Source organism: Citrobacter sp. Cy070 (genome assembly GCF_030332245.1).
In the GTDB taxonomy this organism is placed as follows: Bacteria; Pseudomonadota; Gammaproteobacteria; order Enterobacterales; family Enterobacteriaceae; genus Citrobacter; species Citrobacter youngae.
This window is the reverse complement of record NZ_JAOWIG010000065.1, coordinates 58,485-79,152: the sequence shown is the minus strand read 5'-3', so window position 1 is coordinate 79,152 and position 20,668 is coordinate 58,485. Positions and strand designations below refer to the sequence as shown.

General features: G+C 52.4%; 20 protein-coding genes and 1 pseudogene. 9 read left to right on the top strand and 12 right to left on the bottom strand.

Features of this window, described 5'->3' with window-relative positions:
- Positions 1-7 precede the first annotated feature (7 nt).
- From OGY19_RS10965 to OGY19_RS10955, 4 genes and pseudogenes are all read left to right on the top strand, one after another.
- Positions 8-1,426: a glutamate synthase small subunit gene (locus OGY19_RS10965; protein WP_115601393.1), complete on the top strand. Its 1,419-nt coding sequence runs from the start codon at positions 8-10 to the stop codon at positions 1,424-1,426.
- A gap of 95 nt (positions 1,427-1,521) precedes the next feature.
- A pseudogene (locus OGY19_RS24565) lies at positions 1,522-1,656 on the top strand (DUF1016 domain-containing protein); the annotation flags it as partial.
- A gap of 122 nt (positions 1,657-1,778) precedes the next feature.
- Positions 1,779-3,029: a cytosine permease gene (gene codB, locus OGY19_RS10960; protein ID WP_115601392.1), complete on the top strand. Its 1,251-nt coding sequence runs from the start codon at positions 1,779-1,781 to the stop codon at positions 3,027-3,029.
- The gene (locus OGY19_RS10955) at positions 3,019-4,299 is read left to right on the top strand and encodes a cytosine deaminase (protein WP_115601391.1); all 1,281 of its coding nucleotides are present in this window, start codon (positions 3,019-3,021) and stop codon (positions 4,297-4,299) included. The genes codB and OGY19_RS10955 overlap by 11 nt, the downstream gene beginning before the upstream one ends.
- A gap of 52 nt (positions 4,300-4,351) precedes the next feature.
- Here OGY19_RS10955 and nanQ read toward each other — a convergent pair whose 3' ends face one another.
- From nanQ to nanR, 6 genes are all read right to left on the bottom strand, one after another.
- Complete coding sequence (gene nanQ, locus OGY19_RS10950; RefSeq protein ID WP_048213508.1) at positions 4,352-4,819, bottom strand: N-acetylneuraminate anomerase; 468 nt, start codon at positions 4,817-4,819, stop codon at positions 4,352-4,354.
- 2 nt (positions 4,820-4,821) lie between these two features.
- Positions 4,822-5,691, bottom strand: a complete 870-nt coding sequence (gene nanK / locus OGY19_RS10945; protein ID WP_115601390.1) for an N-acetylmannosamine kinase — start codon at positions 5,689-5,691, stop codon at positions 4,822-4,824.
- Positions 5,688-6,377 carry an N-acetylmannosamine-6-phosphate 2-epimerase gene (locus OGY19_RS10940; RefSeq protein ID WP_048213438.1) on the bottom strand — a complete coding sequence of 230 codons (690 nt, stop codon included), beginning with the start codon at positions 6,375-6,377 and terminating at the stop codon, positions 5,688-5,690. The genes nanK and OGY19_RS10940 overlap by 4 nt, the downstream gene beginning before the upstream one ends.
- A gap of 47 nt (positions 6,378-6,424) precedes the next feature.
- Positions 6,425-7,915, bottom strand: a complete 1,491-nt coding sequence (gene nanT / locus OGY19_RS10935) for a sialic acid transporter NanT (RefSeq protein ID WP_286596476.1) — start codon at positions 7,913-7,915, stop codon at positions 6,425-6,427.
- 110 nt (positions 7,916-8,025) lie between these two features.
- Entirely contained in the window at positions 8,026-8,919 is an 894-nt protein-coding gene (nanA, locus tag OGY19_RS10930) for an N-acetylneuraminate lyase (protein WP_048213440.1), read from the bottom strand.
- Positions 8,920-9,053: 134 nt separating this feature from the next.
- Positions 9,054-9,845 (bottom strand): transcriptional regulator NanR, encoded by a 792-nt coding sequence (nanR, locus tag OGY19_RS10925; protein WP_048213441.1) that lies wholly within the window; start codon positions 9,843-9,845, stop codon positions 9,054-9,056.
- 360 nt (positions 9,846-10,205) lie between these two features.
- On the opposite strand from nanR, the gene dcuC reads away from it, so the two are divergent.
- Positions 10,206-11,573 (top strand): anaerobic C4-dicarboxylate transporter DcuC, encoded by a 1,368-nt coding sequence (gene dcuC, locus OGY19_RS10920; protein ID WP_115601389.1) that lies wholly within the window; start codon positions 10,206-10,208, stop codon positions 11,571-11,573.
- Positions 11,574-11,617: 44 nt separating this feature from the next.
- On the opposite strand, the gene sspB is transcribed toward dcuC, so the two are convergent.
- The 5 genes from sspB to zapE form a co-directional block, all read right to left on the bottom strand.
- Positions 11,618-12,115 (bottom strand): ClpXP protease specificity-enhancing factor, encoded by a 498-nt coding sequence (gene sspB, locus OGY19_RS10915; protein WP_048213443.1) that lies wholly within the window; start codon positions 12,113-12,115, stop codon positions 11,618-11,620.
- 5 nt (positions 12,116-12,120) lie between these two features.
- Complete coding sequence (gene sspA, locus OGY19_RS10910) at positions 12,121-12,759, bottom strand: stringent starvation protein SspA (RefSeq protein ID WP_048213444.1); 639 nt, start codon at positions 12,757-12,759, stop codon at positions 12,121-12,123.
- A 317-nt stretch (positions 12,760-13,076) separates the two neighbouring features.
- A complete protein-coding gene (rpsI, locus tag OGY19_RS10905; protein ID WP_003025138.1) occupies positions 13,077-13,469 on the bottom strand; it encodes a 30S ribosomal protein S9 in 393 nt (130 codons plus the stop codon).
- Between the two features lie 15 nt (positions 13,470-13,484).
- Positions 13,485-13,913, bottom strand: coding sequence for a 50S ribosomal protein L13 (gene rplM, locus OGY19_RS10900; protein ID WP_003025141.1), 429 nt, complete (start codon positions 13,911-13,913; stop codon positions 13,485-13,487).
- Between the two features lie 218 nt (positions 13,914-14,131).
- The gene (gene zapE / locus OGY19_RS10895) at positions 14,132-15,259 is read right to left on the bottom strand and encodes a cell division protein ZapE (protein ID WP_115601388.1); all 1,128 of its coding nucleotides are present in this window, start codon (positions 15,257-15,259) and stop codon (positions 14,132-14,134) included.
- A gap of 192 nt (positions 15,260-15,451) precedes the next feature.
- Here zapE and zapG point away from each other — a divergent pair, with 192 nt between their 5' ends.
- The 3 genes from zapG to degS all read left to right on the top strand — a co-directional run bounded on the left by zapG (position 15,452) and on the right by degS (position 18,543).
- Complete coding sequence (gene zapG, locus OGY19_RS10890) at positions 15,452-15,850, top strand: Z-ring associated protein ZapG (protein WP_005121352.1); 399 nt, start codon at positions 15,452-15,454, stop codon at positions 15,848-15,850.
- A gap of 168 nt (positions 15,851-16,018) precedes the next feature.
- A complete protein-coding gene (gene degQ, locus OGY19_RS10885) occupies positions 16,019-17,386 on the top strand; it encodes a serine endoprotease DegQ (protein WP_048213447.1) in 1,368 nt (455 codons plus the stop codon).
- An 89-nt stretch (positions 17,387-17,475) separates the two neighbouring features.
- Positions 17,476-18,543 (top strand): outer membrane-stress sensor serine endopeptidase DegS, encoded by a 1,068-nt coding sequence (gene degS / locus OGY19_RS10880; protein ID WP_005121354.1) that lies wholly within the window; start codon positions 17,476-17,478, stop codon positions 18,541-18,543.
- A gap of 142 nt (positions 18,544-18,685) precedes the next feature.
- Here the strand turns inward: degS and mdh are convergent, their stop codons facing one another.
- Positions 18,686-19,621 (bottom strand): malate dehydrogenase, encoded by a 936-nt coding sequence (gene mdh, locus OGY19_RS10875; RefSeq protein WP_040234161.1) that lies wholly within the window; start codon positions 19,619-19,621, stop codon positions 18,686-18,688.
- A 436-nt stretch (positions 19,622-20,057) separates the two neighbouring features.
- On the opposite strand from mdh, the gene argR reads away from it, so the two are divergent.
- The gene (gene argR, locus OGY19_RS10870; protein ID WP_003025162.1) at positions 20,058-20,528 is read left to right on the top strand and encodes a transcriptional regulator ArgR; all 471 of its coding nucleotides are present in this window, start codon (positions 20,058-20,060) and stop codon (positions 20,526-20,528) included.
- The last annotated feature ends 140 nt before the right edge of the window (positions 20,529-20,668 follow it).

Sequence of the window (20,668 nt, the reverse complement as noted above, 5' to 3'; positions counted from 1 at the left end):
AGCAGCAATGAGTCAGAACGTATACCAATTTATCGACCTGCAGCGTGTTGATCCGCCGAAGAAGCCGCTGAAGATCCGTAAGATCGAGTTTATCGAAATTTACGAGCCGTTTTCCGAAGGTCAGGCCAAAGCACAGGCAGATCGCTGCCTGTCCTGCGGTAACCCGTACTGCGAGTGGAAGTGCCCGGTGCATAACTACATCCCGAACTGGCTGAAGTTGGCGAATGAGGGACGTATTTTTGAAGCGGCAGAGCTTTCGCACCAGACCAACACCTTGCCGGAAGTCTGTGGTCGCGTATGCCCGCAGGACAGGCTGTGTGAAGGATCCTGTACGTTGAACGATGAATTTGGCGCGGTAACTATCGGCAACATCGAGCGCTATATCAACGATAAAGCATTCGAGATGGGCTGGCGTCCGGATATGACCGGCGTTCGCCAGACGGACAAGCGCGTGGCGATTATCGGTGCGGGTCCGGCGGGCCTGGCCTGTGCTGATGTGCTGACCCGCAACGGCGTAAAGGCGGTGGTATTTGACCGTCACCCGGAAATCGGCGGCTTGCTGACCTTCGGTATCCCAGCCTTCAAGCTGGAAAAAGAGGTCATGACCCGTCGCCGTGAAATCTTCACCGGCATGGGCATTGAGTTCAAACTGAACGTGGAAGTGGGCCGTGACGTACAGCTCAACGATTTGCTGAAGGATTACGACGCTGTGTTCCTTGGCGTAGGAACCTATCAGTCGATGCGCGGCGGGCTGGAAAACGAAGACGCTGAGGGCGTGTTTGATGCCCTGCCGTTCCTGATTGCTAATACCAAGCAATTGATGGGTTTTGGCGAAAGCAGCAACGAGCCATACATCAGCATGGAAGGCAAACGCGTCGTCGTACTCGGCGGTGGCGATACCGCGATGGACTGCGTGCGCACTTCGGTTCGCCAGAATGCTGCACACGTTATTTGCGCCTACCGTCGCGATGAAGAGAACATGCCGGGTTCGAAACGCGAAGTGAAAAACGCGCGTGAAGAAGGCGTCGAATTCCAGTTCAACGTCCAGCCGTTAGGTGTGGAAGTGAATGCCAACGGCAAAGTGTGTGGTGTGAAAATGGCGCGCACGGAGATGGGCGAACCGGATGCGAAGGGGCGTCGCCGTGCGGAGATCGTCGCTGGTTCCGAGCACGTTGTTCCGGCTGATGCGGTGGTCCTGGCGTTTGGTTTCCGCCCGCACAGCATGGAATGGTTGAAAGAGCACAGCGTCGAGCTGGATTCACAGGGGCGCATTATTGCCCCGGAACGTAGCGACAACGCTTTCCAGACCAGCAACCCGAAAATCTTCGCCGGTGGCGACATCGTACGCGGTTCGGATCTGGTGGTCACCGCGATTGCCGAAGGTCGTAAAGCGGCAGACGGGATCCTGAATTACCTGGAAGTGTAATACTTCTGGCTCCCCTGACGCTGATGGATGGGGAGCCAATATTCCTCCACTAAATACATGCGGAATCATTTTTCGAAAGCCGCTCACAAATACAGCTGTATATTCAGTACATTGAAATTCCGCAGACAGTGTCTGCAGAATCTTACCATTTGGCGTAACTGACTTAATCTTTTCCACTACCCTGGTCGGCGTTTGTCCGCTTCTTATCGGTTAAAAATGTCGAGCCCAAAAATCAACGCAATCATCAACACCATAAATAATAACCATGTAAAGATTATACGTAATCGTTTGCTTTATTCTGAGAAGTGTATATGATGCGGCGGATTTTTTGGGCAAAATTCAAGGAGGCGTTGTGTCGCAGGACAACAATTATAGCCAGGGCCCCGTCCCTCTGGCGGCGCGGAAAGGCGTGGTTCCACTGACGTTTGTGATGTTGGGGTTAACATTCTTTTCAGCCAGTATGTGGACCGGAGGCACACTCGGTACCGGTCTTTCCTATAATGATTTCTTCCTGGCAGTTCTCTTCGGTAATCTCCTCCTCGGTATTTACACTGCATTTCTCGGTTATATTGGCGCAAAAACAGGTCTCTCTACCCACCTCCTCGCACGTTACTCATTTGGCATAAAAGGTTCATGGCTTCCCTCAATGCTACTAGGCGGCACACAGGTGGGCTGGTTTGGCGTCGGCGTGGCAATGTTCGCCATCCCGGTGGGTAAAGCGACGGGTATTGACGTCAACATCCTGATTGCAGTTTCCGGTCTGCTGATGACCATGACCATCTTCTTTGGTATCTCGGCACTCACCATTTTGTCCATCATCGCCGTTCCCGCTATCGTCATTCTTGGCAGTTACTCTGTCTGGCTGGCAGTGAGCGATGTGGGGGGATTGGATCATTTAAAAGCAATTGTGCCGCAGACACCGCTGAATTTTTCCACAGCACTGGCGCTGGTCGTCGGATCGTTTGTCAGCGCAGGAACATTAACCGCCGACTTCGTTCGCTTTGGTCGCAACGCCAAAGGCGCAGTGCTGATCGCCATGGTGGCGTTTTTCCTTGGCAACTCCTTGATGTTCATCTTCGGCGCTGCGGGCGCGGCTGCGGTTGGACAGGCGGATATCTCCGACGTGATGATTGCCCAGGGGCTGCTGCTGCCCGCGATCATCGTTCTCGGCCTGAATATCTGGACGACTAACGACAATGCGCTGTATGCCTCAGGTCTGGGATTTGCCAATATTACCGGCCTTTCCAGCCGTACGCTGTCGGTGGCTAACGGCATTATCGGCACACTGTGCGCACTGTGGCTTTACAATAACTTTGTTGGCTGGCTGACTTTTCTGTCGGCAGCAATTCCCCCGATTGGCGGGGTGATCATCGCCGACTATCTGCTGAACCATCGCCGCTATGCCGACTTCAGCAAAGCGCAATTTATTTCCGTAAACTGGATAGCGATCCTGTCCGTTGCATTGGGCATCGCCGCAGGTCACTATATTCCCGGTATTGTGCCGGTCAACGCCGTACTTGGCGGCGTATTCAGCTATATCCTGCTGAACCCACTTTTCAATCGCAGCCTTGCTAAATCCCCGGAGGTCAGCCATGCAGAATAACACCATCACTCTAACTCAAACCCGTCTGCAGGGGCGTGAAGGATTGTGGCAAATCACGATTGAAAACGGGCGTTTTAGCCGTATTGATCCCCAGGAAACAGCATCTGCGCCACAGGGCAAGGTGCTTGATGCTGAAGGCGGGCTGGCCATTCCACCGTTCGTTGAGCCACATATCCATCTGGACACCACGCAAACTGCTGGGGAGCCCAGTTGGAACCAATCGGGTACGTTGTTTGAAGGTATTGAGCGCTGGGCCGAACGCAAGGCGATGCTCACCCACGAAGACGTGAAGACCCGCGCCATGCAGACTCTCAAGTGGCAGATGGCCAACGGCATCCAGTATGTCCGAACTCACGTAGACGTTTCCGATCCTACGCTGACGGCGCTGAAAGCCATGCTGGAAGTGAAGCAAGAAGTGGCACCGTGGGTGGAGCTGCAGATTGTGGCGTTCCCACAGGAAGGTATTCTTTCTTATCCCAACGGCGAAGCGCTGCTAGAAGAAGCTGTGCGTTTGGGTGCCGACGTCATTGGCGCAATTCCTCACTTTGAATTCACGCGTGAATATGGCGTCGAATCGCTGCACAAAACTTTCGCCCTGGCACAGAAGTATGACCGACTTATCGATGTGCACTGTGACGAGATTGATGATGAGCAATCGCGCTTTGTTGAAACCGTCGCGGCGCTGGCACATCGCGATGGCATGGGATCGCGCGTGACAGCCAGCCACACCACAGCGATGCATTCCTACAACGGCGCATATGCTTCCCGCCTTTTCCGTCTGTTAAAAATGTCAGGTATTAACTTCGTCGCGAATCCGCTAGTGAATATTCACCTGCAAGGACGTTTTGACACCTATCCTAAGCGCCGTGGCATCACCCGCGTCAAGGAGATGCTGGAAGCGGACATCAATGTTTGCTTTGGGCATGATGACGTTTTTGACCCGTGGTACCCATTGGGAACCGCGAATATGCTGCAAGTTCTGCATATGGGATTACATGTGTGTCAGTTGATGGGGTACGGACAAATCAATGATGGGCTAAATCTCATCACCACCCACAGCGCGAAAACCCTACACTTACAGGACTACGGTTTAAGTATTGGGAATTCCGCTAACCTGGTGATTTTACCTGCAGAAAATGGATTTGATGCGGTTCGCCGCCAGACACCTGCACGTTATTCAATTCGCCATGGGCGGGTTATTGCTGAAACGGTGCCAAGCCAGACCACGCTGCATCTGGCACAACCGGAAGCGGTGACGTTTAAGCGCTAGGTTGTTCTATCCAGTGTCGGATGGCACAAGCCTTGCCATCCGACACGGTCTGTCAGACGTGTAATAAGCTGGCGCGCACCTTAATCACCACCTTTTTAATGTCCATCGGGGCTTGCACCACACAGCCCGGTTTATGCGGCTCGCCCGGCATAAAAATCGCAAATCTTCCCGGCTTCAGTACGATCGCCTGCTCATCGGCAATCTCGCTGCACAGCTGATAGTCATCCTCAACATGCATCTCATCGCACTGGCGAGCAGAATCGGTCATCCCGAACAGAATGCGTTCTTCGCCGGACAACAGCACCTGAATATCAATGTACTGCTGATGCAGTTCCGCTTTCTTTTGCTCTGGGCTCTGCGTCGCAAACTGCATGACATTCATAAAAATAGTATCGCCTTGCAACGCGTAGCGCCCTGGTGTCTTCTCCTGAGGATTCGCCGCAATGGCAAGCGTTAATGCCTGCTGCAATACCGGATGCAATCCAGCAGAAAGCTGAGACTGTAAATCCCCTGACATCATCATCATTCTCCCTGGGCCAACAGCGCGGCCCCCAGTAGTCCAGCGTCATGACGGTAATGTGCCGCCAGTAATTTCACGTGATAAGTCGCGGGTTCCTGTGCCAGCCAGGCTTTCACCTGCGCCAGATAACCTTCAGCCAACCCGACGCTTCCGCCAATAACAACGCACTGGCAGTCGGTTGTCGCCTTCACATCGGCAATCAGACGTGCCAACGTGCATGCCGATCGCTGGATCAATTGACACGCCTGTTCATCCCCTTGTCTGGCCCGGCTAAAAATAGTTTTTGCATCACATCCAGCAAGTGAGCCTTCGGCTGCCGCTGCAATCCCACGGCCGGAAGCGATAGCCTCCACGCACCCCACTCGTCCACAACCACATTGCGGACCATACGGGTCCGCCAGTGTATGACCTACATGCCCCGCCAGCCCCCCGGCTCCGGTTAACAACTTTCCGTTGCTAACCACGCCGCCACCAACACCGGTCGATACAGTAATAAACGCCATATCGTGGTATTTCCCGCCAAGTGCATGATATTCAGCCCACGCAGCGGCCTGTGCGTCATTCACCGCCAACGTCGGTAGACCGGTGAATGACTCCAGCGTTTGCACCAGCGGGAAATGCATCAATCCCCCCAAATTTAATGGATTCAGTGCCAGGAGCGCGCCCTCACGGATGATGCCGGTTGAGGCAATCGCCACGCGCTGAGCCTGTGCCAGCAACGGCTCAATCAGCGCTTCCAGAGCAGCTCGCAGCGCTTGTGGTGTTTTGCTGGCGGGTGTCGGAAGTTCGTGACGGTCACGCATTTGCAGGCGACCATCAACCAGTGCAGCGGCCAGTTTAGTACCGCCGATATCAATCGCCAGGGTGGTCATAGCGCGGCCTTTTTCATCGCCGTGGTGTACCACTGGCAAATGTGTTCCAGTCGGGTAATAGCAGAACCCACTGTCACCGCCCAGGCCCCGTGGCGCATGGCTTCAGCTGCTTGTGCTGGCGTGTTATAACGTCCTTCGGCAATCACCCGACACCCGGCATCACGTAACGCTTTCACCAGCGCCAGATCCGGCTCATCTGGTGTTTCTGGTGTCGTATAACCCGACAGCGTCGTACCAATAATTTCCGCGCCGAGTTGCTGGCAGGCCAGGCCGTCTTCCAGCGACGAACAGTCGGCCATGGCCAGACAGTGATGTTGATGAATTCGTGCCAACAATGCGGCGACGGGAACAGGACGCACGCGGTCTGTACCATCAATCGCTATAATGTCAGCTCCCGCCTGCGCCAACGCATCGACATCATCTAAAAATGCAGTGATGCGTACAGGGGAGTCAGCAAGATCGCGTTTCAGAATACCTATAATTGGCAGCGAAACGACCGCCCGGGTCGCCTGCAGGTTTTCCACGCCTTCAATACGCAGCGCCACCGCACCAGCCTGCTCGGCTGCCAGCGCCATGGCGGCGACAATTTCTGGTTTATCCAGCGGGCTGTCAGGAACGGGCTGGCAGGAGACAATCAGTCCGCCATCAGCGGCAATCTTTTTATCCAGTAGCTCAAGTAACGACATACATCTTCCCTTTCGAATCTTGCCCGGCTCAACGCCGGGCAAGCGGATTAACTTTTTGATTTCACCATGGTGCTTTTATCGCCGCCAAACGGCACGGCTCCACTAAACGGTTTACCATCAATGGCATCATGTGTACGTAGTGCTTCAGGCCGCAGCCAGCGCTGTACACGAGACGGCATATCAAGGCCAATCAACAGGATCACCACAAATGTCAGGCCGAAAGAGAGCGATCCCAGCGCTGTGCCCAGATCCAGACGTTGTGCAATCAGCGCCCCGATGATCGGTGCCAGTGCCCCACCAAGTGCCCCTACGTTGTAGGTGAACCCCAGGCCCGCGGCACGTTGGTCGGTATCGAAATAACCACCAATAAGTTTTGGTAAGATCCCGGAGATCCCCTGCCCAAGCATTTGCTGGAAAAACAGTAGCAAACCCAGAACCCAGACGTTGGCCCCGCCAATCGCAAACACAGGGATAATCAGCAACTGCGAGGCCAGCAGACTGCACACATAAGTCTTGCGGGTACCCAGCCAGTCGCCAAGGAAACCACCGACGCAGCAGCCAACCGCCGCACCAAAGCCACTAAAGAACAGGACCCTGGCAACCGTTGAAGGGTCATACATCAGTTCAGTTTTCAAATACGTTGGCAGCAGCGCCTGAATCGGCCACGAGTAGAGAAATGCGAACAGCACGACAACCATCAGCATCACACCCGTCGGCCAACGTTTACCGCTGCTTTGCACCATAAAGCTAATGAAAATAAACGCACATATCAGGCCGAGGACCGCCACGATAGCCGCATTTTGCAGGTCGCCAGCAAAGCAGAACCACAGCGCGGTTGCAGCGGCGATCGTCATCAGAATATTAATTACCCGATGCTCGCCCCGGTAGAGAATATCCACCATCGTGCGTACCGGCGCTTTACCTGCGTGTTTTTCTTTCCAGTCCTCTGCCTCCGGAATATTTTTACGTAGCCAGAGGGCAAAGATAATCGGCAGAATGCCGATGAAGAACAGCGCACGCCATCCCCAGACCGGAACCACCAGGCTGTAGACCTGCGCAGCGATCACCGCGCCAACGGAGAAGCCGGAAATCAGGAAGCCGCTGGCTTTATTTCGCAGGTGTTTAGGCCAGCTTTCAATAACATAAGTCGCGCTGGAACCGTACTCACCTGCCATTCCCATACCGATTACCAGGCGGGCGATAAACATGGTGGTGTAGCCTGGCGCGAAGCCACAGGCCAGCGTCCCCACTGAGAACAGAATGATGCTGGTGACCATCGCCAGGCGACGTCCGTAACGGTCACCCATCGCCCCCAGCATTAACCCGCCAAACCAGCGGGAGATAAAGGCGGCGGAGATCAAACTGGCCGCCTGCACCGTCGTCAGTCCGAATTCGCCTTGTACTTCCGTCAGTACAAGGGCGATTAATACAAAATCAAAACCATCAAGCAAATATCCCAGCCAGGCGGCGGAAAATGCCCGCCATTGTGCCCGATTGAGATGGCGATACCACGGGATGCTCTGGGTAGAAGTACTCATTTTACTCTCCCGACGATCTTTGTTGTTGAGCCGGATGGCGGCTTTGCCTTTTCCGGCCTACGGTCGAAAAATCCAGGCCGGGCAAGCGAAGCGCCCCCGGCGACCCGCGGTTACGATTTTTCCGCCAGCAGTTGGTTCGCCAGGGCTTTCAGTTCTGGCAAATATTGTTCATCTACGGGAGCGAACGGTTTACGGCACAGTGGTACAGAAACCACATCCATATAGTGCAGTACCGTTTTCAGACCGCGGAATACGCCAACCTTGATGAGCAGATCGATAACCTCATTGCACTCGGTTTGCAGCTTTTGTGCAGCCCGGATATCGCCTTCTTTGAGCGCTTTCACAATTCCCTGATAACGCCATCCCATGATGTTGTAAGTACTGCCAATCCCACCATCCGCACCGGCCAGCAACCCAGAAGCGAAGATCTCGTCATAGCCGTTGTAAAGCACCAGATCGGGGTGAGCGCGGCGGATCTGTTCCATTTGATAGAGATCGCCTGAGGTTTGCTTCAGCGCGCCAACGCCCGGCAACGTCACCAAAGTGTTGATCTGATCCAGCGTCAGTTTTACGCCGCTCAGTGCCGGGATGTTATAGACCACCATCGGTAAGCCATCGGCGGAATCAATAATTGCGCGGTAGTGATCGCAGTGCTCTTCAAAGCTGAACGGATAGTAAAACGGCGTAACGGCCGAAACCGCATCAAATCCGTAGCGATGCGCAGCGCTCGCAAGCTGCTGGCTCTCTTCAGTGCTCACCGTGCCAACGTGGGCAATTAAGGTCACTTTACCTTTCGCTTCTTCAGCAACAACTTCCAGCACCTGCTCTCTTTCAGCGCGGTTTTGGACAAAGGCCTCACCCGTTGAGCCACCGACATAGAGCCCATCAACGCCCTGCCCAATGTTGAAACGCACCAGACGGCGCAAGCTCTCGGTGTCCAGTTTCTGCTGGTTATCGAATGGAGTTAATAACGCTGGCATTACGCCTTTTAAATTTCTTGCCATAACGACCTCTGAAGATGATTAGTGTTGTCTGACTGCATACCTTTATACCTATTATACCAGATCAAATAAGCAGCAATACAATACAGAACGCTTATAGTGCGATCTGCTTCACTAAAAGATCGTCAGGATCGCGATTACTTACGCAATTTTTTACTTTTGCTGAAGGCGTGCCAGGTTGCGGAAACGCTATTGAGATGTTCTTGCAGTGCGCGGTCTGCTTCTTCAGGATCGCGCTGGCGAATCGCGTCGACAATAGCGATATGCTGCTGATAACTCACGTTATTGTGCTCATACAATTCTTGATCGGCGACGGCCGGACGGGCAGCTATTAACCAGTCTAACAGCGCAACATGGATCGCCATAAAGATGGGGTTGCCCGGGATCTCTGCCAGCACACGGTGGAAGTCAACATCTGAACGGATGAAGAGCGCATTGTCTTCCAGCGACTGACTGTTGATCTCCAGTGCTTTCGCCAGTCTGTCGATTTGCTCGTCAGTGGCATGCTCTGCGGCATAACGCACCAGGCTGGACTCAAAGAACAATCGCAGCTGCTCAAAATGGGAAATACCACCAGGATGTGAGAGGAAATCTTTCGCCATGCCGGACAGTTCGCTGATAATCGTATCGGCCGAAGGACGTGAAACGCGGGCGCGTTCACCGTTGTTAATTTGCACCAGACCTTTACGCTTTAACGCCGCCAGCGCTTCTCGTACAGAAGGACGGCCAACATTGAAAAAAGCCATCAGTTCTCGCTCTGACGGCAACTGTTCCCCTTCGCCAAATTCCCGACGGCGAATCATCTGTTCAAGTTCTTCCTCAACCATTTCAGACAGTTTTTTACGCGCCAGCGGGCGGCTGCGTAAGCTACGGCCAATGGTGGATGGAGAGTCTTCAGCTTGCGAATCAAATGCGTTCATAGGGTCCATTCAGCTAAGTCGTGGTGACAAATAACAGCGAGTTCATCGTAACACAGGATCGAAAGCAGGGTGAAATGGTGGTCTGTGGGGGATATGCTCATACCGATGATATATAAAATTCATATATTTAAATATGAATGATTGAGCGGACAGTTTTTTATTACCATGGGATAAAACTAACTTTATGAAATCTGCGAATATCATCTTTAAAATAAATCATAAGCCACTATTTTAAAACGAAAAATAACAAAACCTCGATTATAAAAACACGATATCCACTCCAAAACACATGCCAGAAAAAATATAACATCCGCATTTAAAACAGCGTTATTACCGGATTTATCTTCTTCTCTGGCATGGAGTGAAAAAATGTTCGGCATTATTATCTCTGTCATCGTTTTATTAACGATGGGTTACCTGATCCTCAAAAACTACAAACCACAGGTAGTACTGGCAGCAGCCGGGATCTTCCTGATGATCTGCGGCGTCTGGTTGGGGTACGGCGCACTGGTCGCCAGCGACAAAAGCAGCGGTTATCTGCTGGTCGATATTTATAATGAAATTCTTCGTATGCTCTCAAACCGGGCGGCCGGACTGGGGTTATCCATCATGGCGGTGGGCGGTTATGCCCGCTATATGGACAGAATGGGAGCCAGCCGGGCAATGGTCAGCCTGTTGAGCCGCCCACTTAAGCACATCCACTCACCCTATATTGTGCTTGCCGCGACGTATGTAATTGGTCAAATCATGGCACAGTTCATCACCAGTGCTTCCGGATTGGGCATGCTGCTGATGGTTACGCTCTTCCCAACGCTGGTCAGCCTGGGCGTGAGCCGTTTATCCGCGGTAGCGGTCATTGCCACTTCGATGTCGATTGAATGGGGCATTCTGGAAACTAACTCAATTTTCGCCGCACAGGTTGCGGGGATGAAAATAGCCACTTATTTCTTCCACTACCAACTTCCTGTCGCATCCTGCGTCATCATCGCCGTCGCCATCGCACACTTTTTCGTTCAACGCCGGTTTGATCAAAAAACACAACCAGACAGCACAGGCTTCAATGAACAAAAGACGCTGGAGGATGTGCCGCCACTCTATTACGCCATTTTACCGGTGATGCCGCTGCTCCTGATGTTGGGCTCGCTGTTGCTGGCGCATATGGGATTAATGCAGGCAGAGTTGAATCTGGTGGTGGTGATGCTAATGAGTTTGTCGCTGACCATGTTTGTGGAGTTTCTTCATAAACATAATCTGCGTGAGACTATGGATGATGTGCAGGCGTTTTTTGACGGCATGGGAACACAGTTTGCCAACGTCGTCACACTGGTGGTGGCCGGTGAGATCTTTGCCAAGGGTTTAACCACTATCGGCACCGTCGATGCGGTGATTAAAGGTGCGGAACACTCCGGGCTTGGCGGTATCGGTGTGATGATCATTATGGCCGTGGTTATCGCCGCCTGCGCAATTGTGATGGGATCCGGGAATGCACCGTTTATGTCATTCGCCAGTCTGATCCCGGATATTGCTGCGGGGCTGCATATTCCTGCGGTTGTGATGATTATGCCGATGCACTTCGCCACCACGCTGGCACGTGCGGTTTCACCGATTACCGCTGTGATTGTCGTGACATCCGGTATTGCTGGCGTGTCGCCTTTTGAGGTAGTAAAACGGACAGCCATCCCAATGGCGATAGGATTTGTGGTCAATATGATTGCCACTATCGCGCTGTTTTATTGATATCTGACGCAGAATGCAAAACAGGCCCGCAAGGGCCTGTTTGATTATTTCACTACGCGTAGCGCCGGACGCCCACCGCGAGGAGGCGGCGGTGTGTCGTCAGGATCGTCATCGTGATTATCCGGTTTATCGCCATCAATCACCGACATCACCGTTTCGTTTTCGCTCTCAGGCGCGACATCGTCATCATTGAGGCTGTCGACATCTTCGTCATAGGCCGCTTCAGGTTCAAACATCGTTCCTGCGCCGTTTTCACGGGCATAGATCGCGAGTACCGCCGCCAGTGGTACGGAAACGTTGCGCGGCACGCCGCCAAAGCGCGCGTTAAAGCGCACTTCGTCGTTTGCCAGTTCCAGATTGCCCACGGCACGCGGCGCAATATTCAAAACAATTTGCCCGTCACGTGCATATTCCATCGGAACCTGCACGTCCTGGAGCGTCACATCCACCACCAGGTGCGGCGTGAGCTGGTTGTCTAGCAACCACTCATAGAATGCGCGCAGCAGATACGGACGGCGTGGCGTTAACTGTGGCAAATCCATACAGGTTAACCCCGGCCCAGACGCATTTCACGTTCAGGCTCAGTCAGAGAAGCCAGGAAAGAGTCACGTTCAAAGACGCGGGTCATATACCCTTTCAGTTCTTTCGAACCTGCACCGTTGAATTCAATACCCAGCTGCGGTAAACGCCACAGCAGCGGCGCCAGGTAGCAATCGACCAGGCTGAACTCATCGCTCAGGAAATACGGTTTTTGACCAAAGACTGGGGCAATTGCCAGCAGCTCTTCACGCAGACGTTTACGTGCAACATCGGCTTCAGATGCGGAACCGTTCACGATGACGTTCATCAGCGTGTACCAGTCTTTTTCAATACGCTGCATGTACAGGCGGCTCTCACCACGCGCAACCGGGTAAACCGGCATCAGCGGAGGATGCGGGAAACGCTCATCCAGGTATTCCATAATGATGCGAGATTCCCACAGGGTCAGCTCACGATCCACCAGTGTCGGGACGCTCTGATTCGGGTTGAGGTCGATCAGATCCTGCGGTGGATTGTCCTTCTCCACGTGCTCAATCTCGAAACTAACACCTTTCTCAGCCAGCACAATGCGGACCTGATGGCTATAGATGTCAGTAGGACCAGAAAACAGCGTCATTACCGAACGTTTGTTGGCAGCGACAGCCATGAAAACCTCCAGGTATATTCAGAATTTTTACTGCTACCAGCCACTATGTGACCAGCCAGAAGTGATGTCACCCAGATTCGGGAAAGCCATTACTGTTCAAAATACAAACAAAAAATGAGCGATACCGGACATTTGGGCAGAAAATTGGATGATAGTTTACCAGATTTTGTGACCTTTGTGGTGAGCCGATTCTGGAAATGGGGAAAAAGAGGTGGCAATCAGCGAATTACCGTGGTTCTACGCGGAGAAAATAACCATAAAAAAACCCGCCGAAGCGGGTTTTTTCGCAAATTGTCGTCTGCCGGAGCAGAGTACAATTAACGTTTGGAGAACTGAGGACGACGACGTGCTTTACGCAGACCGACTTTCTTACGTTCAACCTGACGAGCATCACGGGTAACGAAGCCAGCTTTACGCAGTTCGCCACGCAGGGACTCGTCGTACTCCATCAGAGCGCGGGTGATACCGTGACGGATCGCACCAGCCTGACCAGAGATACCACCACCTTTAACAGTGATGTACAGATCCAGTTTCTCAACCATGTCGACCAGTTCCAGCGGCTGACGAACTACCATGCGGGCAGTTTCACGACCGAAGTACTGTTCCAGAGAACGTTGGTTGATTACGATTTTACCGCTACCCGGTTTGATGAAAACGCGAGCTGCGGAACTTTTGCGGCGACCAGTGCCGTAGTATTGATTTTCAGCCATTGCCTATAATCCCGATTAGATGTCAAGAACTTGCGGTTGCTGTGCCGCGTGGTTGTGCTCGTTGCCAGCGTAAACTTTCAGTTTACGGAACATAGCACGACCCAGCGGGCCTTTTGGCAGCATGCCTTTAACCGCGATTTCAAGCACACGCTCAGGACGGCGAGCAATCATCTCTTCAAAGGTCGCTTGTTTGATACCACCGATGTGGCCGGTGTGGTGATAGTACACTTTGTCAGTACGCTTGTTGCCGGTTACAGCAACTTTGTCAGCGTTCAGAACGATGATGTAATCACCGGTATCTACGTGCGGAGTGTATTCCGCTTTGTGCTTACCGCGCAGGCGCAGAGCCAGTTCGGAAGCCAGACGGCCCAGAGTTTTACCGGTCGCGTCAACAACATACCAGTCGCGTTTTACGGTTTCTGGTTTAGCTGTAAAAGTTTTCATTAAAAGCTTACCCAAATAAATAAGTTACACGTTGGTGAACACCCAAACGTTTTGTCAGTTGAGGTTCACACGACATTGTCCAGCAAACCTACCCCTTCGAATAGCCTATGCCGGCGCATAGAAAGTTTTGGGAAAAAAACTCTCTCGTAACGTGGGGTCGCAAGATTATAGAGAAGTCAGGGTCAAAGATCGACCCCTTTATGTGATTTGCGGCAGGTTTAACCAGCTAAATGTTCCCGCTTCAGATACTCCTCGCTTTGCATCTCCTGCAAACGCGACAAACAACGCTGGAATTCAAACTTCAGGCGCTCGCCCTGGTAGATTTCATATAAAGGCGCTGCGGCGCTGACCACCAGCTTAACGTGGCGTTCGTAGAACTCATCCACCAGCGCGATAAAGCGTCGTGCCTCACTCTCCATCAGCGTCGTCATGACCGGTACATCAGACAGCAGCACCGTGTGGAACAGGCGCGACAAGGCGATGTAATCGTGCTGACTGCGAGCATCGACGCACAACGTAGTGAACGATACCGCCAGCGTCTGGTTCTCAACGGCCAGCGTCTGCATCGGGCGGTGGTTAATCTCCAGCGTCGGCGCGTGATCACCTTTCGCGCCCGCCAAGGCCAGCCAGAGCTTATCCATCTGCCGCTGCGTTTCATCATTAAGCGGGGCCAGCCATAAGTGTGCCTGAGTTAACGTACGTAACCGGTAGTCAACGCCGGCGTCCACGTTCATGATGTCGCAATACTGTTTAATGGCTTCGATAGCGGGAAGGAAGCGCGTACGTTGCAAACCGTTACGATACAGTTCATCTGGCGGAATATTGGAGGTCGCGACCAGCGTAATGCCACGGGCAAACAGCGCCTTCATCAGACCGCCGAGCAGCATGGCATCGGTGATGTCAGAAACAAAAAACTCGTCAAAGCACAGCACGTCCGTTTCGGCCTTAAAACGGTCGGCAATGATTTCCAGCGGATCGCTCTGCCCCTGCAGGGCGGTAAGCTCTTCATGGACGCGCAGCATAAAACGGTGAAAGTGCAAACGCTGTTTACGTCCGCCCGGCAGGCTATGGTAGAACAGATCCATCAGCCAGGTTTTTCCACGCCCTACGCCCCCCCACATATACAGACCACGCACCGGCGTGTTTTCCTTCGGCTCACGCTTACCCAGCAATTTACCAAAGCGGGCCATCAGTCCACTCTCCTGCGCCGCTGGAGGTGTAATCGTCGTGAGCTCCTGGTAAATCGTTTCCAGTCGATTCACCGCTTCTTGTTGTACGTTGTCGGGTTGATGGCTGCCGTCGTTAAGGGCCTGCAGGTATCGCGATGTCGGGGAAAAGCTTTGCATGATGTTATTGTTATTCCTTGAGAATCGATGTGCCGTCGCTCACGGTTGACGAAAAAAAGGCCGTTCTACATTACGTGATATAAACACGGGATTCCACTTCTACGGGATTAGCGGTTATAGTGGCATAATCAGGCGCAGGCATGGAGCCTAAAGCCAACACCCTACGGAAACAAAAGACAACGGGAGATGTTCATGACCTGGGAATATGCGCTAATTGGGTTAGTCGTCGGTATCATTATTGGTGCTGTAGCCATGCGTTTTGGTAATCGTAAATTACGCCAACAGCAGGCATTACAGTACGAACTGGAAAAGAACAAAGCTGAACTGGAAGAGTACCGCGAAGAGCTGGTGAGCCACTTTGCCCGCAGCGCTGAATTGCTGGATAACATGGCGGACGATTATCGTCAGATCTACCAGCATATGGCGAAAAGTTCCAGCAGCCTGCTGCCGGGTATGTCAGCGGAAAACAACCCATTCCGCAATCGTCTGGCTGAGTCTGAAGCGGGTAACGATCAGGCGCCGGTTCAGATGCCGCGTGACTATTCCGAAGGGGCTTCCGGCCTGCTGCGTAGTGGCGCAAAGCGCGACTAACTGCACATCGTTAAGAAATTTATGGGGCGCAGCAATTGCGCCCTCCGCTTCTCTTCCCGTCCCAGCTATTATTTAGTCGTTAGCCTCATTGTGACCAAACCGAAAATTCAATAACATCAAACTGTTTTGAATCATCTTCCGTTTACTCAAGGTACGAGAGCAGGATCCATGAAAAAACAAACCCAGCTGTTGAGTGCATTAGCGTTAAGTGTCGGGTTAACTCTCTCGGCGCCATTCCAGGCCGTTGCGTCGATTCCCGGCCAGGTCCCCGGACAGGCAGCGCTTCCCAGCCTCGCCCCGATGCTGGAAAAAGTGTTACCAGCCGTGGTTAGCGTGAGAGTCGAAGGTACCGCCACTCAGGGGCAGAAAGTCCCGGAAGAGTTCAAAAAGTTTTTTGGTGATGAACTGCCCGATCAACCTTCCCAACCTTTTGAAGGGTTAGGTTCCGGGGTCATTATTGACGCTGCCAAAGGCTATGTTCTGACCAACAACCACGTTATTAATCAGGCACAGAAAATTAGCGTTCAGCTGAACGATGGCCGCGAGTTCGACGCTAAGCTTATCGGCAGCGACGATCAGAGCGACATCGCTCTGCTGCAAATTCAACATCCCAGCAACCTGACGCAAATTGCCATTGCCGACTCCGACAAACTCCGCGTGGGTGATTTCGCGGTAGCCGTGGGTAACCCGTTTGGTTTGGGGCAAACTGCCACCTCCGGCATCGTATCGGCTTTGGGCCGTAGCGGGTTGAACCTGGAAGGTCTGGAAAACTTTATTCAGACCGATGCGTCTATTAACCGCGGTAACTCCGGCGGTGCATTACTTAACCTCAACGGTGAGCTGATTGGTATCAATACCGCCATTCTGGCGCCTGGCGGCGGCAGCATTGGGATCGGCTTTGCTATCCCCAGTAACATGGCGCGTACGCTGGCGCAGCAGTTAATGCAGTTTGGCGAAATCAAACGCGGCCTGCTGGGTATTAAAGGTACTGAAATGACCGCTGACATCGCTAAAGCATTCAAACTGGATGTACAACGTGGCGCGTTTGTCAGCGAAGTTCTGCCTAACTCAGGTTCCGCAAAAGCGGGCGTGAAATCCGGTGATGTTATTACCAGTCTTAACGGCAAACCGCTCAGTAGTTTCGCCGAACTGCGTTCACGTATTGCGACAACCGAACCGGGGACCAAAGTCAAACTGGGCCTGCTGCGTAACGGTAAACCACTGGAAGTTGAGGTGACGCTGGATACCAGTACATCATCTTCCGCCAGTGCGGAAATGATTGCACCGGCGTTGCAAGGGGCCACGCTCAGCGACGGGCAGCTAAAAGACGGTGCCAAAGGTATTCGAATTGATAACGTTGAAAAAAGTAGCCCAGCCGCACAGGCCGGCCTGCATAAAGATGACGTCATCATCGCCGTTAACCGCGATCGGGTGAACTCGATTGCCGAAATGCGTAAAGTGCTGGAAACGAAACCGTCAATCATTGCTCTGCAGGTCGTTCGTGGAAACGAGAGTATTTACCTGCTTTTGCGTTAACCTGGACAACCGGACATCAGCCCCCCGTGTGATGTCCGGTAAACTCGTGATATGCTGCTGCCGTTCCCTTTTTTAATGACGCCGCCATCATGTTTGTGAAGCTTTTACGTTCGGTCGCGATTGGTTTAATCGTCGGCGCCATTCTGCTGGCCGCGATGCCCTCTCTGCGCAAAATTAATACGCTTACCGCACCACAGTTCGACAGCACAGATGAAACACCTGCCAGCTATAACCCGGCAGTTCGCCGTGCTGCGCCTGCCGTGGTCAACGTGTACAACCGCAGTATGAACAGCACGACGCATAACCAGCTTGAGATCCGCACGCTCGGTTCAGGCGTAATCATGGATCAGCGCGGCTATATCATTACCAACAAGCACGTCATTAATGATGCCGACCAAATCATCGTCGCATTGCAGGATGGGCGTGTCTTTGAAGCGCTGCTTGTTGGCTCCGATACCTTAACCGACCTTGCGGTGCTGAAAATCAACGCAGCAGGCGGGCTGCCGACGATCCCGATTAATAACAAACGTGTACCGCATATTGGTGATGTCGTGCTTGCCATTGGTAACCCGTACAACCTTGGGCAAACCATCACTCAGGGGATCATCAGCGCCACGGGGCGTATTGGCCTGAACCCAACGGGCCGGCAAAACTTCCTGCAAACGGATGCCTCCATTAACCATGGTAACTCTGGCGGTGCGCTGGTTAACTCTCTGGGTGAGTTGATGGGGATTAACACACTGTCGTTTGATAAAAGCAATGATGGTGAAACGCCGGAAGGGATTGGCTTTGCCATTCCGTTTCAGTTGGCGACGAAAATCATGGATAAGCTGATCCGCGACGGGCGCGTTATTCGTGGCTACATCGGCATCAGCGGGCGTGAAATTGCACCGCTGCATGCACAAGGTAGCGGCATGGATCAAATTCAGGGGATTGTCGTGAACGAAGTGGCACCGGATGGCCCGGCGGCCCAGGCCGGAATTCAGGTCAACGACCTCATCATTTCGGTAAATAATAAACCGGCAGTATCAGCGCTGGAGACCATGGATCAGGTCGCTGAGATTCGCCCCGGTTCGGTTATCTCCGTGGTCGTGATGCGCGATGACAAGCAGTTGACGCTGCAGGTCACGATTCAGGAATATCCGGCGACGAACTAACGCGGATATAAAAAAACCGGAAATCATCCGGTTTTTTTAACATTTCGATGGGCTTGTAGGCCAGATAAGGTGTTTACACCGCATCCGGCATCTGTATGCCTGATGGCGACGCAAAACGTCTTATCAGGCCTACCGAAAAGAGTTATTTAACGAACTCTTCGCCCAGCGTGATATCTTTCTTCAGCGTATCCAGCATGCCTTCCAGCGAGCTTTGTTCGAACGCGCTCAGTTTACCGATGGACTGACGTTCTTCTACGCCATTTTTGCCCAGCAGCAGCGGCTGAGAGAAGAAGCGAGCATACTGGCCATCGCCTTCAACGTAAGCACATTCCACCACACCTTTTTCGCCGCTCAGCGCGCGAACCAGTGACAGACCGAAACGTGCTGCAGCCTGACCCATAGACAGGGTTGCAGACCCGCCACCGGCTTTTGCTTCCACAACTTCAGTACCCGCGTTCTGGATACGTTTGGTCAGGTCGGCCGCTTCTTGTTCAGTGAAGCTTACACCAGGGATTTGTGACAGCAGCGGCAGAATGGTCACACCAGAGTGTCCACCGATAACCGGGACTTCAACGTCGCCAGGCTGCTTGCCTTTCAGTTCCGCCACAAAGGTGTTGGAGCGGATGATGTCCAGCGTAGTTACGCCAAACAGTTTGTTCTTATCGTATACGCCTGCTTTTTTCAGCACTTCAGCAGCGATAGCAACGGTCGTGTTCACTGGGTTAGTGATGATACCGATACACGCTTTCGGGCAAGTTGTAGCAACCTGCTGCACCAGATTCTTCACGATGCCAGCATTCACGTTAAACAGGTCAGAACGGTCCATACCTGGTTTACGTGCAACACCCGCAGAAATCAGCACCACGTCAGCACCTTCCAGTGCAGGGGTCGCATCTTCACCGCTGAAGCCTTTGATTTTCACAGCAGTAGGGATATGGCTCAAATCAACGGCCACACCAGGCGTTACTGGAGCGATGTCGTACAGGGAGAGTTCTGAACCTGAAGGCAGTTGGGTTTTTAACAGTAATGCTAGCGCCTGACCGATACCACCAGCAGCGCCGAGGACTGCAACTTTCATCCTAAACTCCTTATTATATTGATAAGCAAAATGTCTATTGCTCCGCGGCGGCGACCTTAATTCACAAATCCAACGAATTCAATAACCACGCGTCAAGAATGCGTAGTCACGCAAATTTGGCTTTTATGCATTTAACTTACGTAAAATAAAACCTAAGTTACGTAATTCAAAACCACTCGCACAGTAGAGCAACTTTCCAACAGGTGCTGACAATATACCCTACAGCCATCTCAAAACAACATCAATTTGATAACATTTAATTTACTTTTAATCTTATTTGCGAGCCGTGACACAGGCATGTTTCTTGATAACGAAATTTGATAAAATTCCGCTCTTTCATAACATTATTTCAGCCTTGAACGAGGCAGACCGTTTGCATAAAAATTCATCTGTATGCACAATAATGTTGTTTCTACCGCCATATTACGGGTGACTTATGCGAAGCTCGGCAAAACAAGAAGAATTAGTAAAGGCGTTTAAAGCGCTGCTTAAAGAAGAAAAATTCAGCTCTCAGGGCGAAATCGTCCTCGCGTTGCAGGATCAGGGCTTTGATAATATCAACCAGTCCAAGGTTTCACGCATGCTGACCAAGTTTGGTGCCGTGCGTACCCGCAATGCGAAAATGGAAATGGTGTACTGTCTGCCTGCAGAGCTGGGAGTCCCGACAACGTCAAGCCCGTTGAAAAATCTGGTGCTGGATATCGACTACAACGATGCCGTTGTCGTTATTCATACCAGCCCAGGCGCTGCGCAGCTAATTGCCCGCCTGCTGGATTCACTGGGTAAAGCAGAAGGTATTCTTGGAACGATTGCTGGTGACGATACCATCTTCACCACACCGGCCAAAGGTTTTACGGTCAAAGACCTGTACGAAGCCATTCTGGAACTGTTTGAACAAGAACTGTAATCCCCTTCCCCGTCACGCCCTGTGGCGGGGAAAAATCTCTCTTTTCTGCTCCCCTTCTCAACTTTCCACTACCGAACATTTAACAAATAGTGCGTTTCACCGCCAAAATACATTCACACAGTGAATGATCCCAATCAAAA

What these genes read in the sequence shown, in the direction of transcription:
- OGY19_RS10965 (WP_115601393.1), top strand. Translation starts at nt 8, where the DNA reads ATGAGTCAGAACGTATACCAATTTATCGACCTGCAGCGTGTTGATCCG.
- OGY19_RS10955 (WP_115601391.1), top strand. Translation starts at nt 3,019, where the DNA reads ATGCAGAATAACACCATCACTCTAACTCAAACCCGTCTGCAGGGGCGT.
- nanQ (WP_048213508.1), bottom strand. Translation starts at nt 4,819, where the DNA reads ATGATGTCAGGGGATTTACAGTCTCAGCTTTCTGCTGGATTGCATCCG.
- nanK (WP_115601390.1), bottom strand. Translation starts at nt 5,691, where the DNA reads ATGACCACCCTGGCGATTGATATCGGCGGTACTAAACTGGCCGCTGCA.
- OGY19_RS10940 (WP_048213438.1), bottom strand. Translation starts at nt 6,377, where the DNA reads ATGTCGTTACTTGAGCTACTGGATAAAAAGATTGCCGCTGATGGCGGA.
- nanT (WP_286596476.1), bottom strand. Translation starts at nt 7,915, where the DNA reads ATGAGTACTTCTACCCAGAGCATCCCGTGGTATCGCCATCTCAATCGG.
- nanA (WP_048213440.1), bottom strand. Translation starts at nt 8,919, where the DNA reads ATGGCAAGAAATTTAAAAGGCGTAATGCCAGCGTTATTAACTCCATTC.
- nanR (WP_048213441.1), bottom strand. Translation starts at nt 9,845, where the DNA reads ATGGACCCTATGAACGCATTTGATTCGCAAGCTGAAGACTCTCCATCC.
- dcuC (WP_115601389.1), top strand. Translation starts at nt 10,206, where the DNA reads ATGTTCGGCATTATTATCTCTGTCATCGTTTTATTAACGATGGGTTAC.
- sspB (WP_048213443.1), bottom strand. Translation starts at nt 12,115, where the DNA reads ATGGATTTGCCACAGTTAACGCCACGCCGTCCGTATCTGCTGCGCGCA.
- sspA (WP_048213444.1), bottom strand. Translation starts at nt 12,759, where the DNA reads ATGGCTGTCGCTGCCAACAAACGTTCGGTAATGACGCTGTTTTCTGGT.
- rpsI (WP_003025138.1), bottom strand. Translation starts at nt 13,469, where the DNA reads ATGGCTGAAAATCAATACTACGGCACTGGTCGCCGCAAAAGTTCCGCA.
- rplM (WP_003025141.1), bottom strand. Translation starts at nt 13,913, where the DNA reads ATGAAAACTTTTACAGCTAAACCAGAAACCGTAAAACGCGACTGGTAT.
- zapE (WP_115601388.1), bottom strand. Translation starts at nt 15,259, where the DNA reads ATGCAAAGCTTTTCCCCGACATCGCGATACCTGCAGGCCCTTAACGAC.
- zapG (WP_005121352.1), top strand. Translation starts at nt 15,452, where the DNA reads ATGACCTGGGAATATGCGCTAATTGGGTTAGTCGTCGGTATCATTATT.
- degQ (WP_048213447.1), top strand. Translation starts at nt 16,019, where the DNA reads ATGAAAAAACAAACCCAGCTGTTGAGTGCATTAGCGTTAAGTGTCGGG.
- degS (WP_005121354.1), top strand. Translation starts at nt 17,476, where the DNA reads ATGTTTGTGAAGCTTTTACGTTCGGTCGCGATTGGTTTAATCGTCGGC.
- mdh (WP_040234161.1), bottom strand. Translation starts at nt 19,621, where the DNA reads ATGAAAGTTGCAGTCCTCGGCGCTGCTGGTGGTATCGGTCAGGCGCTA.
- argR (WP_003025162.1), top strand. Translation starts at nt 20,058, where the DNA reads ATGCGAAGCTCGGCAAAACAAGAAGAATTAGTAAAGGCGTTTAAAGCG.